At 64.8% G+C, this 15,274-nt stretch carries 14 protein-coding genes; 5 read left to right on the forward strand and 9 right to left on the reverse strand.

Features of this window, described 5'->3' with window-relative positions; genetic code table 11:
• Position 1: 1 nt before the first annotated feature.
• Both proB and N5D20_RS08665 read left to right on the forward strand, forming a co-directional pair.
• Positions 2-1,159, forward strand: a complete 1,158-nt coding sequence (gene proB, locus N5D20_RS08660) for a glutamate 5-kinase (protein ID WP_057503879.1) — start codon at positions 2-4, stop codon at positions 1,157-1,159.
• Positions 1,156-2,427, forward strand: a complete 1,272-nt coding sequence (locus N5D20_RS08665) for a glutamate-5-semialdehyde dehydrogenase (RefSeq protein WP_197578443.1) — start codon at positions 1,156-1,158, stop codon at positions 2,425-2,427. Before proB ends, N5D20_RS08665 begins: the two co-directional genes overlap by 4 nt.
• Positions 2,428-2,567: 140 nt before the next feature.
• On the opposite strand, the gene pgaD is transcribed toward N5D20_RS08665, so the two are convergent.
• From pgaD to N5D20_RS08690, 5 genes are all read right to left on the reverse strand, one after another.
• Positions 2,568-3,038: a poly-beta-1,6-N-acetyl-D-glucosamine biosynthesis protein PgaD gene (gene pgaD, locus N5D20_RS08670; protein ID WP_054172182.1), complete on the reverse strand. Its 471-nt coding sequence runs from the start codon at positions 3,036-3,038 to the stop codon at positions 2,568-2,570.
• On the reverse strand, positions 3,035-4,291 hold the full coding sequence (gene pgaC, locus N5D20_RS08675) for a poly-beta-1,6-N-acetyl-D-glucosamine synthase (protein ID WP_197578442.1): 1,257 nt from the start codon (positions 4,289-4,291) through the stop codon (positions 3,035-3,037). The genes pgaD and pgaC overlap by 4 nt, the downstream gene beginning before the upstream one ends.
• A gap of 1 nt (position 4,292) precedes the next feature.
• The gene (gene pgaB, locus N5D20_RS08680) at positions 4,293-6,179 is read right to left on the reverse strand and encodes a poly-beta-1,6-N-acetyl-D-glucosamine N-deacetylase PgaB (protein WP_197578441.1); all 1,887 of its coding nucleotides are present in this window, start codon (positions 6,177-6,179) and stop codon (positions 4,293-4,295) included.
• A gap of 1 nt (position 6,180) precedes the next feature.
• The gene (gene pgaA / locus N5D20_RS08685) at positions 6,181-8,208 is read right to left on the reverse strand and encodes a poly-beta-1,6 N-acetyl-D-glucosamine export porin PgaA (RefSeq protein ID WP_197578440.1); all 2,028 of its coding nucleotides are present in this window, start codon (positions 8,206-8,208) and stop codon (positions 6,181-6,183) included.
• A 343-nt stretch (positions 8,209-8,551) separates the two neighbouring features.
• Positions 8,552-9,757 (reverse strand): MFS transporter, encoded by a 1,206-nt coding sequence (locus N5D20_RS08690; RefSeq protein ID WP_197578439.1) that lies wholly within the window; start codon positions 9,755-9,757, stop codon positions 8,552-8,554.
• 609 nt (positions 9,758-10,366) lie between these two features.
• Here N5D20_RS08690 and N5D20_RS08695 point away from each other — a divergent pair.
• From N5D20_RS08695 to N5D20_RS08705, 3 genes are read left to right on the forward strand one after another with little or no spacing between them, the layout of a single operon-like run.
• On the forward strand, positions 10,367-10,738 hold the full coding sequence (locus tag N5D20_RS08695) for a TIR domain-containing protein (protein WP_071540641.1): 372 nt from the start codon (positions 10,367-10,369) through the stop codon (positions 10,736-10,738).
• 9 nt (positions 10,739-10,747) lie between these two features.
• Positions 10,748-11,740, forward strand: a complete 993-nt coding sequence (locus N5D20_RS08700; protein WP_071540640.1) for a caspase family protein — start codon at positions 10,748-10,750, stop codon at positions 11,738-11,740.
• Positions 11,741-11,748: 8 nt separating this feature from the next.
• Complete coding sequence (locus N5D20_RS08705) at positions 11,749-12,030, forward strand: hypothetical protein (protein ID WP_071540639.1); 282 nt, start codon at positions 11,749-11,751, stop codon at positions 12,028-12,030.
• A gap of 35 nt (positions 12,031-12,065) precedes the next feature.
• On the opposite strand, the gene N5D20_RS08710 is transcribed toward N5D20_RS08705, so the two are convergent.
• From N5D20_RS08710 to trbF, 4 genes are read right to left on the reverse strand one after another with little or no spacing between them, the layout of a single operon-like run.
• Positions 12,066-12,287: a DUF2274 domain-containing protein gene (locus N5D20_RS08710; protein WP_033938303.1), complete on the reverse strand. Its 222-nt coding sequence runs from the start codon at positions 12,285-12,287 to the stop codon at positions 12,066-12,068.
• Entirely contained in the window at positions 12,284-13,564 is a 1,281-nt protein-coding gene (locus N5D20_RS08715) for a TrbI/VirB10 family protein (protein ID WP_058166405.1), read from the reverse strand. Before N5D20_RS08715 ends, N5D20_RS08710 begins: the two co-directional genes overlap by 4 nt.
• A gap of 2 nt (positions 13,565-13,566) precedes the next feature.
• Entirely contained in the window at positions 13,567-14,571 is a 1,005-nt protein-coding gene (trbG, locus tag N5D20_RS08720; RefSeq protein ID WP_058158354.1) for a P-type conjugative transfer protein TrbG, read from the reverse strand.
• The gene (gene trbF, locus N5D20_RS08725; protein WP_044316453.1) at positions 14,568-15,272 is read right to left on the reverse strand and encodes a conjugal transfer protein TrbF; all 705 of its coding nucleotides are present in this window, start codon (positions 15,270-15,272) and stop codon (positions 14,568-14,570) included. Before trbF ends, trbG begins: the two co-directional genes overlap by 4 nt.
• Positions 15,273-15,274: the final 2 nt, after the last annotated feature.

A 15,274-nucleotide genomic window follows, 5' to 3' on the forward strand; every position in this document is an offset into this window, starting at 1 on the left:
GATGATCCAGCACGCTGCCCATGTCGCCTCGCCGTTCCCCGAACAAGCGCTGCCACCATGGCGGCGTGCGGTGCTGAAGGTCGGCAGCAGCCTGCTGGCTGCCGATGGCGGTGGCCTGTCGCCACGCCACGCGCTGGGCCTGGCTCAGTTCGTCTCGGCCAATGTACTGGCCGGGCGCGAGGTGGTGATCGTGTCGTCCGGCGCGGTCGCTGCCGGGCGCGCGATCCTGCCGCGGGCCGATGAGCCCGGTGCGGCGATGGCGGCGCGGCAGGCGCTGGCCGCGCTCGGCCAGGCCCAGCTGATCGGGCTCTGGCAGCGCTTCTTCGAGCGCCCGGTGGCGCAGGTGCTGCTGACCCACGACGACCTGCGCAACCGCCGCCGCTACCTCAACGCACGCGCTACCCTCAACGAACTGCTGCGGCTGGGCGCGTTGCCGGTGGTCAACGAGAACGACACCGTGTCGGTGGACGAGCTCAAGCTCGGCGACAACGACAACCTGGCCGCGACCGTGGCGGCGCTGGTCGATGCCGATGCACTGTTCATCGCCACCGATATCGACGGCCTGTACAGCGCCGACCCGCGCACCGTGGCCGACGCGCGGCCGTTGCACGACGTGCCGGAACTGAGTGACGAGGTGCTGGCGATGGCCGGTGGCGCCGGCTCACGGGCTGGTACCGGTGGCATGCGGACCAAGCTGGAGGCGGCGGCCAAGGCCGGTCGCCTCGGTATCGAAACCTATCTGTTCAATGGCCGCAGTGGCGATGTGGTGCGCGCGCTGGCACAGGATCGCCTGTTCGGCACCCGTATCCACGCTGCGCGCAGCCGCGAGGCCGCACGCAAGCACTGGCTGCGGCACGCGCCGCTGGTCGAGGGCGCGATCGTGATCGATGCCGGCGCGGCGCAGGCCATGCGCGAGAAGGGCGCCTCGCTGCTGCCCGGTGGCATCACCGGCGCGGAGGGCGTGTTCCGCCGTGGCGACATGGTGCAGGTGTGCTGGAACGCGCCGCAGGGCCGTGTCTGCGTCGCGCGCGGCGTCAGCCAGTACGCGGCCGATGATGTGCGCCGGATCGCCGGCCGCCATTCGCGCGACATCGAGGCCGTGCTGGGCTACAACTACGGCGGCAGCGTCGTCCATCGCGACGATCTGGTGCTGCCATGACCGGTTTGAAGGACTCCCCGATGAGCGACATCGAAACGCAGGCGCGTGCCTGCCGTGACGCGGCCCAGATCGTTGCCGGCCTCGACAGTGCGGCCCGCCGCACGCTGCTGCTGGCCATGGCACAGGCGCTAGAAGTGAATGCCGGGCTGATCCTTGCCGGTAATGCACGTGACCTCGCCGCCGCGCGCGACAAGGGCGTTGGCAGCGCCATGCTCGACCGCCTGGCGCTGGACCCGGCACGCCTGTTCGCGATGGCCGAAGCCGTGCGTGAGGTCGCCGCGCTGCCCGATCCCGTCGGCCAGATCACCCGCGACGATGTGCGTCCAAACGGCATCCGCGTGCAGAAGGTACGCGTGCCGCTGGGTGTGATCGCAATGATCTATGAGGCGCGCCCGAACGTGACCGCCGAAGCGGCTGCGCTGTGCCTGAAGGCCGGCAATGGCGTGATCCTGCGCGGTGGCTCCGAAGCGATCCATTCCAACACAGCCATCGCCCAGGCGTTGGCGGGCGCGCTCAAGGCCAATGGCGTGCCACCGGCGGCGGTGACCGTGCTGACCGACCTGCGCCGCGAAGCAATGCTGGAACTGCTGCAGCTGCATGAACTGATCGATCTGGCGATTCCGCGCGGCGGCGAAGGCCTGATCCGCTTCGTTGCCGAGCATGCGCGGGTGCCGGTGATCAAGCACTACAAGGGTGTCTGCCACCTGTTCGTGGATGCCAGCGCCGACCTCGGCAAAGCCATCGATCTACTGGTGGACGGAAAGTGCAGTCGTCCGTCGGCCTGCAATTCGCTGGAGACCCTGCTGGTGCACCGCGATGTGGCCGAAGCGTTCCTGCCGCGCGTGGCACAGGCGCTCGGCGAGCGCGGCGTGGAGCTGCGCGCCGACGAGGCTGCGCAGCCGTTGCTGCCGGGTAGCACCGCAGCCACCGATGCGGATTACGCCGCCGAGTTCCTGGATCTGGTGCTGGCCGTGCGGGTGGTGGATGACCTCGATGCGGCCATCGCGCACATCCGCCGCTATACCTCCGACCACACCGAAGTGATTGCGACCGAAGACGCGGGCCACGCCGAGCGCTTCGTCAGCGCGCTGCGCTCGGCGGTGTTGATGGTGAATGCCTCATCGCGCTTTTCCGATGGTGGGCAGTTGGGCCTGGGCAGCGAGATCGGTATTTCCACCACGCGCCTGCACGCCTACGGCCCGATGGGCCTGGAGGCACTCACCGTCGAACGATTTGTCGTGCGCGGTGAGGGGCAGACGCGCAAGTAGATCCACGCCATGCATGGATGCTCTTCGCGGTAGACCCCGGTGCCGACCAAGGTCGGCACCCACCAGGCCCAAGCGCCGACCAAGGTCGGCATCTACCAAGGCAAGTTCCGACCAGGGTCGGCACCCACCGGGTTGTCGGGCTACACCACCTCGCGGCGGATGCCGATCGGCCGCGCGTGATCGTCCATGTGCAGCGTGGCGGCCTTGCAGCCGAGCAGGCGCTCGGCCAGGCCGGTGCTGGCCCCCAGGTCGGCGGCCACTTCGTTGAGGCTGGCCAGCGGCCGCGGCAGGCGCCGGTCGTGGCCACGGAAGCGCGCGCGGTTGTACTCGGCCCAGCCGATCAGCAGCACGCTGGCACACAGCAGCATCAGCGGCAGCGCCACCAGCACGTACGGGTCGAACTGGTTCTGTCGTTCGTACAGCTGCCGCCAGGCCAGCTGTCCACCGATCAGCCACGACACCAGGGTCACCAACGGTGCCCACAGGTAGAAGTAGAACCCCCAGAACGCGAGGGTGACGAAGCCCCAGGCGGTGCGCTGGAAGCGTGGTTGGCGATGCGGCTTGCGGATCATCCGCGAGTCGAAGCGGTTGGACGGGCGTTGTGCGTTCATCGGATCCCCCGATCGGGACTGGTCCAGGTGGCGCGCTTGCCGCGACGGCGCAGAAGGGTTTTCGGCAACGCCACCAGGGTGGTGGAAAGGCTGATCAACCAGTACGCCATCGGGTACCAGATGACCCAGAAGTAGTTGCGTCCAATCTGTGTTTCGTAATGACGGTCGATGATCAGGCTGCTGGCGAACTGCAGCAGGCAGACCAGGGCCAGGATCACGCCATGCCATTCCGGCAGCAGGCTGGCGATATGCAGCTGGGGCGGCAGTTCGATGAACTTGCCCAGCGCCCATAGCACCACGATGAACAACATGGTGTAAGCCCAGATCACGCTCAGCACGTACTCCAGCAGTACGCCCCACATGCGCCGCTCCTTCCAGTGCAGCAGCGAGCGGGCGTGGCGCAGCATCACCTCCACGCCACCCTGGGCCCAGCGCAGCCGCTGCCTCCACAGCCCCTTCAGCGTTTCCGGCATCAGGATGAAGCACAGTGCGTTGGGTTCGTAGCGGATGTCCCAGTGCGCCCGCTGCAGGCGCCAGCTGATGTCGATGTCTTCGGTCACCATGTCGTCCGACCACCAGCCGACCTGATGCAGGGCGGTACGACGGAAGCCGGCGATCACGCCGGAGATGGTGAATATGCGCCCGTACACCCGCTGCGCGCGCTTGATCATGCCGATGATCGAGGAGAACTCGGCCACCTGCAGGCGCCCGAGCAGCGTGGAGCGGTTGCGGATGCGCGGATTGCCGGTCACCGCGCCGACCCGGTTGCCGCTTACCAGGTGCCAGATCATCCAGTGCAGCGCGTGCTCCTCCAGCATCGCGTCGCCGTCGATGCACACCAGGTACTCCGAACGCGCGGCGAGTGCACCCATGCGCAGCGCATTGGCCTTGCCCAGGTTGCGGTCCAGGTGCAGCACGCGCAGACGTGGGTGCTTTGCCGCCAGGGCGTCCAGCCGCGCACCGGTGTCGTCGCTGCTGCCGTCGTCGATGGCGATCACTTCGTAGTCGGCCGGGTAGCGCTGTGCCAGCGCCGCGCCGAGCGTGTCGTCGAGGTTCGCGGACTCGTTGTGACAGGGAATCAGCAGGCTCGCGAACGGTGGATCGACCATCAGCGGCGGGTCGTTGCGTGGACGCGAATGGCGTTCGCGCCGGAAGTAGTAATACAGGCCGCCCGACATCCAGAAGAACGCCATCACCATCGGGTAGTAGAAGGCGAACTGGAACAGGACCTGCAGCAACGGATGCATGTCCATGTCACTTCTCCGGGTACGGGAAGTTGCCGGCGGACATGGCCGCGCGGGCATCGCGGGTGGAGGGCTGGTCGGCGATGAAGTCGTCCGGGTACCAGGCGAAGTGGTGCACGCCCTGCGCCTGCAGCTGGCGGATCTGCGCGCGCAGGCGCTCGGCGGGAATCGGTTGCCCGCTGCGCCAGTCGACGGTCTGCAGTTCGAACAGGGTGTGCTGCAGCTGTGGGTCATGCGCACGCACCGCGGCCAGCAGCTGGTCGAGCCAGCGTTCCGGACGCTTGCTGCCTTCCATCCACGGCATCGCCATCAGTGCGGTCTGGTCGTAGGCCTTGTTGAACAGGTCCAGGCGTTGCGCGAACCAGGCTTCGCTCTGCGGGCGCAGTACCGGCTCCGCGTACAGGTTGCGCACCGTGGCCAGCTTCGGTCGCCAGCGCTGCGCGCTGTTGCGCAGTGCCAGGGTGAAGTCGATCAATGCCTGCGTGCGTGCGCTGCCTCCATCGCCGGCCGCCAGCGTGGGCAGCTCGGTGTCGCGCAGATAGCCATCGTCATGGAACAGCAGGCCTTCGAAGTAGGAATTGATCGCCAGGTCCTCGTAGATGTCGAGCATGATCTGGCGCGCTTCCGGCTTGGTGAAGTCCAGCCGGTACATGCCGTCAGGATCGCCGTTGTGGATCGCCAGCGCTTTGCGCTGCACCGGGTCGGGAAGCTCGAAACCCAGCACCGGCAGCCACGCATACACTTTCACGCCCGCGCGTGATTTCAGCTGCCAGGCAACGCGGCTGAACAGGTCCGCGCGCATCGGCATGTGGCGGTTCGGGAAGTACAGTGCATCGGCGGTGTTGTTGCCGTCCGGATCGGCGAACGCCTGCAGGTAGACGTGCGTCGGCTCGATGCGCTTGACCCGCTCGATCAGTGCATCCAGATTGCGCGCCTGCTGTGCGGGGTCGGGGTCGTACACATCATCCAGGTCGATCTGCAGGGCGCGGATGCCATCGAGCGCGACGTCGCGGCGCAGTTCGTAGGCCAGCCCCTCCACGGTCGGGTTGTCGCTGACCAGGAAGCGCGCCAGGCCATGCAGGTCGCTGGCCACCGGCGTGCTGCGGCCTTCCAGATCGAAGGACACCGGCATGCCCAGCTGCTCGGCGATGTCGTTGCTCAGCTGGTTGTAGGCGGCATAGGGCCAGACGATGGCGCGCGGGCGCACGCCCAGGTGCTGCTGGATGCGTTGCACGCTGCGGCCGAGATCGGCGCGCAGGCGCTGCTCGTACTGTGGCTCGCTCTCGTAGCTGTGCGTAGCCGGGCTGTAGATGCGGGTCACGACAGCAGGGGTGGAATTTCCCTGCGGGTTGGCAAGCACCCCGTGATGCAGATCGTCGGTATGGCTGGCCACCTCGATCAGGCCGCTGTCGTGCATCTGCTTCAGCTGTGCCCAGGTGATGAAGTCGTCGCGGCCGAACGGGCGGTAGCCATAGTCGATGGTGCGGCCCGGTGCCATGTCCACGTAGTCGGTGATCACCGCCACCAGCGCCGGATAGCGGTAGGCCTGCAGCAGCGGGAAGGCCTTGTCGTAGACGCTGCGCAGGCCGTCATCGAAGGTCAGCAGTACCGGTTTCGGAGGCAGCGTGGCGCGTCCCTGGGAGGCGTCGATCACCTGCGACAGCGACACTGGGTGGTAGCCGTGTGCCCCCAGCCAGTCCAGGTGGGCGGCGAAGTTCTGCGTGCTCACCGCATAGGTATCGGCATCCCCCTTGGCTGCGACCTGGTCGCGGATGTCGTGGTAGCTGAGGATCAGCAGGCCGTTGTCGATCGCATCGAGATGCAGGGCCTGCTGCGCGAATGCCGGCGGTGCGCTGGCGAGCAGCAGGAGCACGATCAGTCGCAGGATGCGGGCCATGTCAGTCTCCCCAGCGCAGTGCGGCTTCGAAGCCGATATGGCGTTCGCGATGGCCGTCGTAGACCGGCCGCGACCAGCGCACGCCATACTCGAACACGCGGCCCTGGCCCAGCTGCCACTCGTGCATGTACGACACCGACGGCACCAGCGCACTGCCGAAGCCGTCCTGCCAGTAGTCGCCCAGCGAGACGGTCAGCCGGTGCCGGAAGTGACGTTCGTAGTGGCGCCACAGCTGCTGGTCGATGCGCAGGCCGATCTCGACCATGCGGTCGCGCTTCGGGTTGAAGTAGGGGGCATCGTCGCGGCTGCCACGACTGGTGTAGGCACTGGCCAGGCCATCGATCAGCCACCGTGGGCGGGTCAGCAGGCGCTGTTCAAGGGCGGTGCTGAACAGTTCGCGATGGTTGCCATCGTCGTAACGGAAGCGACTGGCGCCGAACACCCAGTGCGTGCGTTCGCTGCGCCGATAGTCGACCTGCGCACTGACGCTGTCAGCGGTGATGCCGGCCACGCGCGCCTGCATCGATGCTTCCGGATCATTGCGTGCGGCGATCAGTCCGGCATGCCAGTAGTCGTTGAACTGCCAGCCCACGCCGACGCGCAGCCCGGTATCGCCAATGTGGTCGTTGGCGCGCAGTACCGCTGCTTCCGCATCCAGCCGGCTGAAGCGGTAGCGTACGCCCGCGCCCAGCCACAGCGGGTCGATGCGCTGGTCCTGGAAATCGACCGAGCGCCGGTCGGCGAAGGCGAACAGCCGCCAGCGATCGTCGAGTACAGGTGTCTGGATCTCCATGCCATAGCGGCGGTCGTCGTTGCCCAGCGGCGAGGTGCCACCACCGCCGGAACTGCGTCCGATGTCGGTCCATGCCTTCAGCTGCCAACCGCGATGCGCGCGCCAGGCCTGGTCCATGCGTTCGACGGCGGGCTGGGTGGGGTAGCGTGCAAGCAGATCGTCGTGCAGCGGTCGCGCCAGGTCATCGCGCTGCAGAGCGACGTAGGCTTCCTGCATGCCCAGCCGTGGCTCGATGTCGCGCGGGTCCAGTGCATGCGCCATTTGTTGCCGCTGCAGCGCCCTGCGTGGCCAGCCGCGCATCATGTAGACGCTGCCCAGCGCACTCTGCAGGCCGCCGTTGCCCGGTGCGATGTCGACCATCGATTCCAGATCGCGCTGCGCGGTGGGCAGGTCACCGCTGTAAGCGCGCACCATCGCCAGGTTGAGGTCGGCCTCGTAGCGCGACCAGTTTGGATACGGCGACTTTCCGTTGCTCCAGCGCCAGGCAGGTTCCTTGTCGCGCCATGCCTGCAGCAGGTCGACGGCCTTTTCCTGCTGCTCGCTTTCCAGGTAGGCGTAAGCCAGTTCCGAATGCGAGGCGTCGCGCGTTGGATCGCCGGCGACGGCCGCCTGCAGCACCGGAATGGCTTCCTCAGGATGCAGGGTGCCCATCAACGAATCGCCCACTGCGGGCAGCACATAGTCGGGCAGGGCATGGCCTTCGGCCTGCAGTGCGCGGGCTTCCTCGCGCACCTGCGCATGGCGGCCCAGCCGGTTGAGCAGGATCAGCCGGTCCAGGCGGATGCGCAGTGGCGCCTGCGCGGGTGGGGTGCCCTCTGCGCCGACGTAGCGCTGCATGCGCGCCAGGGTTGATTCGGCCTCTTCCAGCCGGCTGTCTTCGCTGCTGCTGTAGGCCAGGCTCCAGACCACCAGCTTGGCCAGGTAGTCGCCTTCGATGCGTTGCTTCTGTGCAGCGTCGAACAGCTGCGGGCGCTGCTGGAGCAGCTCCCAGGCGCGCCAGGCATTGCCGATGTCACCCAGGGTCAGGACGCGCAGCTTGAACAGCAGATCGTCGTTGGGCTGCTGCTGGCTGGCGCGCTCGATCGCACCGAGGGCATCCAGCCAGCGGGCCTGGTCGCGGTAGCGGCCGATCTCGGCCAGGGCCGCCTCGCGGTCGGGCGGGGCAGCACTGCTGGCCCAGGCCAGGGCGGTACAGGCAAGGCCGACGCAGAGCGCCAGCCGGCGGTGGACAACCATTGGGGACCCCCTTGGCTTCCGAACCAGACAACCTGAAAAATGTGACGCACATCACATGCCAGATTTTGGGATGGCCGTGGCCTGCGTCACTCCCCTCGCGAACTCCCATCCAGCAGGGATGGGCGGAACCAGGACAGCGACCTGCAATGTCTTGTCTGAAACGAGAGTCCCCCGCACACCGAGTGGTGGCCTGGGCGGCGCTGCCGCCCCCATGCCCGATGCCGGCACACGGCAAGGATGGGCATTCGTGGGCACTATCCGCCCGGAATTGTCAGCCCGGCGTCAAAATGCGCAAACGGGCTGACGAGCGGTAGGCGGGGCCGGCGTGCGGCCCCTCAACGGCTTACCAGAGGTCTTCCAGCTTGCGTGGCTTGCAGGCCACCCAGGAGGCGCACAGCATCAGGGTGGCGCAGCCGAACAGGAAGCTGAACGGGATCGTCCAGCCGTCGCTGACGGTGTGCAGCCAGCCGACCAGGAACGGCCCCAGGCAGCTGAAGCTGTAGCCCACACCCTGCATGAACCCGGACAGCGCCGCCGAGCCGGTGGGGGTGCGGGTGCGCAGGTTGATCAGGGTCAGCGCCAGCGGGAAGGTGGACGGACCGACGCCGAGCAGGCAGGCCCACAGCAGCGGCGCCTTCATGGGGGCCAGCAGCAGGCCGGTGAAGGCGATCACGAACGAGAAGAAACCGATCAGCACCAGCGGGAACGGGTTCTGCATGCGAACCGCCATCGACGGAATGACCAGCGACGGCAGCAGGCCCAGCGCCGAGAACACTGCCACCATCACGCCGCCGAACGCGGGCGTGCCACCGGCCTCGACCACGATGCGCGGCAGCCAGGTGAACATCGAGTAGGTCATCAGCGAGGTCATGCCGAACATCAGCGTCATGCTCCAGCCCAGCGACGTGCGCCAGACCTTGCCATGCGGCTGCGCGGTGGGGTCGGTGGCGTCGGCCTGCGGCTTCGGCGCGCGCTTGGCCAGCACCAGCCAGGGCAGTGCGGCGGCCAGTGCCAGCAGCGCCCACATGCCCAGCGACACGCGCCAGCCGGCAGCGTTGGCCATCGGCACCGCGAGCAGCGCCGGCAGCATCGTGCCCAGCTGCAGCACGCTGATGTAGAGCGTACTCATGGTGCCGACCTTGTTGGCGAAGTAACGCTTCACCAGCGGCGGCACCACCACGTTGCCGATGCCCATGCCGGCCAGCGCCAGCACCGAACCCAGCAACAGCGTACCGACGTTGCCGGCGCTGGAACGCAGCAGCAGGCCGGCCATTGCCATCACCATTGCCAGCAGGGTGGTGCGTTCCAGGCCCAGGCGCCGCGCCAGTGCCGGCGTGGCCACGCCGAACAGCGCGAACGAGGCGGTCGGCAGCATGCCCAGCACGCCGGTCATGGTGGTGCCGAAGCCGAACTGCTGGCCGAGCACGTCCAGCAGCGGGGTGATCGAGGTGACCGCAGTGCGCAGGTTGACTGCTGCCAGCAGGATCGCGGCAAACGCGAGGACGCGACCGTGCAGCAGCGACGGCGAATCGGAAGTGGAGGAACTCATCGGTGGTCCTTGCAGGTGTCGCACGCTGCGGCAACGGCATGCAGCGCCGGCATCGGTCTACGCCGAAGCGGCAGGTGGGGGGGCTGCAGGTGGGCCGGCAGCGCGGCCATTGTACGTGTGCGGTCCGGCAAGGTCCCGTCATGCGGGCGCGCCGGGCGCTGGATACAAAAAAGGGCCGGTGTCAAGCCCTTCGTGCAAATCACGCGAGGCTTGAAACCATATACGGGGCAATAGGTTAGCTCTGTTTCGTGCCGCTTGCAGGGGATGCGGCGTTGTGGGCTGGGAGCCACATGAGAGCCCTGGGAAAGCAAGCCGGGTCGCGCTGTAGCGGTGACGATTGCCAAGGGACGGTGGGCTTATTCGGTCATCATAGCCCAATGGTTGGCTGCGCTCCAGAACTAAGAACGTGCAGCGTTGGCGGAACCTTCAAAGGATGGCGGTAGCCCCGAACCCTAATCAACAGCTTGACCTGAGCCGGCGAGATCGGCTTTGACTTCTGCTCCAATGCATAAAAAGTGTCCGCAACACCGTTTGAGGGACATGCAACAAGGTGTATAGTCAAGAGCAGCAAAAGTTCACTGTATCTTTCCGGTCACCATAGGGGGAAAAATGGCTGATAAAAAAGTAGTTTTCATTGCATTCGCTATCGAGGACGAGAGGCAGAGGGATTTCCTTAAAGGACAATCGTTGAGTCCACGAGCTCCTTACGAATTTGTAGATATGTCGGTTAAAGAACCGTATGACAAGGATTGGAAAGATCGCGTCCGCACTCGCATCAGACGGTCTCACGGTGTAATAGTGCTGGTGAGCAAAAATTCTCTCAATTCAAGCGGTCAGAAATGGGAAATTCAATGCGCCAAAGAGGAAAATAAGCCGATTCGTGGAATCTGGGCCTATTCGACAGATCGAACACAAATTTCTGGCGTTACCACTTATGCGTGGAGTGACAAGAATATTAGCGATTTTATCGACTCGCTATAGGTCAAGGTCATGCGCAAAGCACTAATAGTAGGGATTGATCATTACGCAAATATAAATTCCCTCAGCGGCTGCGTTAACGATGCCCACTCTGTCAAGGCGGTTTTGGAGCGACACGCCGATGGGACTGTCAATTTTGCAACTCCCCGAGTGATAACTGGAACAGGTCCAGCCGACATTGTTGAAAAGCATTTCCTCAAAGATGCTGTACGAGAGCTTTTTAGCGGCGATGCAGATATTGCGCTGTTCTATTTTGCCGGGCATGGATACATTGAGGATACCGGCGGCTTCCTTTGCGCAGGAGATTGCAGAACGGGCGATGATGGACTTGCTTTGTCGGAAGTTATGACTCTAGCCAACAACTCTAGGGCAAAGAATAAAGTCATTATTCTGGACAGCTGCCATAGTGGTATTGCAGGAGACACCTCGAATCTGGCCGGATTTGCTGAAATAAAAGAAGGAACAACAATCCTCACTGCATCAACAGCAGAGCAATATGCCATGGAAGCTCCGGGCGGCGGCTCTGGTGTTTTTACAAACTTATTTGTTGATGCGCTTGGCGGGGCTGCTGCGAACCTTGTTGGCGATGTTACCCCAGGTAGCGTCTACGCTCACATTGATCAATCACTTGGCCCATGGGCGCAGCGTCCTGTATTTAAGACAAACGTTAAAACTTTTGTTTCTCTAAGGAAGGCTGCACCTCCAATTGGCCTGGCCGATCTCCAGGCCATAATAAGGCATTTCCCGAGTGCAGATTATCAATTACCCCTAGATCCCTCATATGAGCCGGAACGCTCCGAGGAACAGCGCAATGACCCAACCATTCCAGCGCCCAATCCAGTGAATAACGCTATATTCGCCATCCTTCAGCGATATGTAAAAGTTAATCTTGTTCGGCCTGTTGGCGCACCCCATATGTGGCACGCTGCCATGCAGAGAAAAGCTTGCGAGTTAACAGTGTTAGGTCAGCATTATTGGAATCTCGTAAAAGAAGGCTTAATATAGGTCTTGAAATGACAGACAACTTATCTCTATTGTCACGCAAAGATCTCATAGAGAAACTAGCCGCTATTGAACATGAACGCTGGGCTCATTGGCAAAGCTATCTGCATGAGCAATGTGTGCGTCAAGAAGATGGCTCGCTTATAATTCCCGCCAAGCTTGCAGAGCGTTGGGAAAAGCAAATAGCCACCCCATATACAAGCCTAAGCGATGAAGAGAAAAATAGTGATCGAGAGCAAGTTTATAGGTACTTGCCAGTTATAGAGTCAGAGCTAAGCTCGGATTGGAGATGAGTTCCGAGTCCTCTTAAGATGCTAAATTTATATATCTATTTTCGGATTTTCCTGAATCCCCGATCCCCCGCCATGAAGGCTTCCAGCATGTGCGGGATCAGCGTCGCTGCATCGACAGATTCGCCATAGGTTTGCGCATGGAGCTGCGCATAGCGGTCGAGTTCGTCTTTCAGACTGGCCGGGCATGTAAAAGTCAGCTTGACGCTGCTGCTGGACGGCAGCGGCCCCAGCCGCAATTTCTTGGTTGGCGTGCTCATCGTGATGTTCCTCGATTGAACATGAGCGGCTGGTAGGGGCGAAGCGTCAAATCGCGCGCAACGATGATCCGCACCGGCAGGCCCGGCCGCTCGGTCAAGGTGGGCTGGATGTTGAGGTTGCGCCGGGTCATCTCCTGCCCGACCTGATTGATGCTGTCCTGCGCGCTGTCGCGCCCGGCGATGATGATGCGGTCGCCGTCCTGGCGGTTCTCCGGCGCGGCCAGCTCGGCGCCAACGCCCAGCAGCGTGGTTAGCACCGCACCGGCGAAGATGCGATCCCAATGCCAATCAACGCCATCCTCCAGGCCGGCATAGCCGGCCGGGTCAGTGCCGGCCAGGTTGTCGAGCGTGAGCGAAGACGTGTCGGGCAGAATGATCCTGTTCCAGACGACTTGAACGCGGCTCTGCCCGTAACTGACCTGGCTGTTGTAGCGGCCCAGGATGCGCGAACCCTGCGGGATCAGCAGGAAGCGCCCGGTGGCCGTGTCATAGACCGGCTCCGTCACCGTGGCGATCACGTCGCCCGGCAAGTCCGACTTGATGCCCGTCACCAGCGCCCCGGCGACCACCGTTCCGGCCATGACCTGATACGGCGAGGCAGGCAGGGTCAGATTGCCGGAATTACGGGTTTCCGTGGTTCCGGCTTGCTGGAACGCCTCCTTCTGGTCTTGCCGGTTCTGTATGGCCGTCGGGTCGGCGGGCTGGGCCGCCGTCGAGGCCGGCCCGGCCGCCATCGGGTCGAATGCCGCATTGGCGGCGAAGCCCGGCGCGGCGGCGACCTGCGACTGCGCCACCGGCGCGGCGTCCTGCGCACCCGAACGGAAGAACACCGGCGAGGCTGCGGCTGACTCGGCCTCCTTGCGCAGCGCGTCGTTGGGGTCGTGGCCGGGGGCCGCGTAGGCGGCCGTCACCGGCTGCTGCGAGTTCACGATGGCCGGGCCAAGATCGCCGGGCAACGGCGGCCCCAGCTCCGGCACCGTGGGCGGCAAGGCCGGCGGCAGCTTGGAGTAGTCCGTCGGCAGCGCATCCAGCCCTTCCGACTTCGAGACGCGATCGACGTTGTAAAGCTCGGTCTGCTCGCCCGCACCGCGCCGCTGCGGTTGCAGCGACCACATCAGCGCGCCGAGCACGGCGACCGACAGGACGCCGGCGAGGATGGCCAGCGTGCGCCGGTTCAGGCGCGTGACCGGGCGCGGCTGGGCGCGCAGCGCCACCGCCTCGGGCGCGATCTTCCCCGCCTGCGGCGTGGCGAGGTCGGGAGTGTCGTCCTGGGTCATGGTCAGTTCCTCCGTGCCACGCCATCCGTGCGCTCGATCCGCACCACGTCGCCTTTGTCTCCACCCAGGCGCAGTTCGGCGGCGCCGAACAGCCGATCCACGATGTAGTACGGCGAGCGGAAACGGTAGTTCACCAGTTGCCCGTCGCCCTGCGCGCCGATCACGAACAGCGGCGGCAGCTCGCCCTGGGCGATGCCCGCCGGGAACTGGATATAGACCTTCTCGCCGTCATCGAAGGCGCGTAGCGGCTTCCACGGCGGATTGCTGCCACTGATCGCGTAGCGGAAGCGGATCTTCTCCAGCGACAGGCCGGTATCCACCGGCGCGGTCGCCTGTGCGGCCTGCGACTGGCGCTGCAAGGCCAGCATCCGGTCTTTCGGGTAGTCCCAGGACACCGACGCCATCCACGCCCTTTCCGTCGAAGTCAGTTCCAGCAGGTACGTCCGGCGGCTGGTGGTGATGACCAGGTTCGTCTTCAACCCGGAACGGATCGGCTTGACCAGCACATTGACGCGCAACTCGTCGCCGCTGCCGCTGGACGTGTCGCCCACGATCCAGCGCACGGTATCGCCGGCCGCGACCGTCACCAGTTCCTCGCCGGGCTGGAGCGAAACCACGGTCACACGCCCCGGCGCGGCATAGACCTGATAGAGCGCGCCATCGGTGAAGGGCCAGACTTGAATCGCATTGACGTAGCCTTCGCGTGTGGGCGCGATGCGCGCCTCTGCATTGGCCTTCGACACGCGCACGGTCTCGTCGGCCGGTTCCGGCGCGGGCTTGGCCTCGTCCACCTCCGGCAGCGGCTTTAGCTGCGCCGGCAGCGCCAGCGGCTCGGGAATGGCAACAACCTCCACCGGCTGGGGCGGTTCGGGCAGCGGCTGGGCCTGCACCGGCTCATCGAGCGAGATGGTTGGCGGCGGCTTGCCCTGAGTGGCGCAGCCCGAGAACAGGACAGTCGAGGCCAGCAGGATCAACGGCAAAGCGTAAAAGCGGAAAGGCAGGTTCATGGCTTGGCTCCTTCGGAAGAATCCAGTTCGCGGCTCCACGACAGGCCGTTGACGTAGATACCCAGCGGGTTCTTGCGCAGGCGCTGCTCGGTGCGCGGGGTTTGCAGGACGGTGGAAAGCACGGCGTTCCAGCGTTCGGTGCCGGCGGGTGCGCCATTGACGTACCGCTGTTCCGTCCAGCGCACGTTGAAAGATGTGTCGCTGGCGCGAACCACGCTGGTGATCTGCACCGTCACCGATTCGCGGCCGACGCGGGCGAACGGATCGTTCTTGCTGGCGTAATCGTTGAGCACGGCCGCGCCGCGGTCGGTGGTGTAGTCGTAGGCATCGAGCCAGTTCTGCCGCACGACGATGGGGTCGATGGACAGCGAGCGCACCAGACTGACGAAGTGCGCCAAGTGGTAGGCGATCTGCGCATCAGCCGGCTTGTATGGCGTGGCGGCCTCGCCGACCGCACGCACTTGTCCGGCCTGATCGACCTCGATGACGTAGGGCGTCACGATGGACTGCGCCGAGCGCCAGACCAGGCCGCCGGCCATCAGCAGCGCCAGCACCAGGCAACCGAAGGCCATCAAACGCCAGTTCTTCGCCTGCACGCGGGCCGAGCCGATGCGCTCGTCCCACACCTGGGCGGCGGCTTGATACGGGGTGGCAGGCTGCGGCGTATCGGCATAGCGCACCTGCGGTCGCTTGAATCGCATAA

This window comes from Stenotrophomonas sp. GD03877, from assembly GCF_029840555.1.
GTDB lineage: Bacteria > Pseudomonadota > Gammaproteobacteria > Xanthomonadales > Xanthomonadaceae > Stenotrophomonas > Stenotrophomonas geniculata.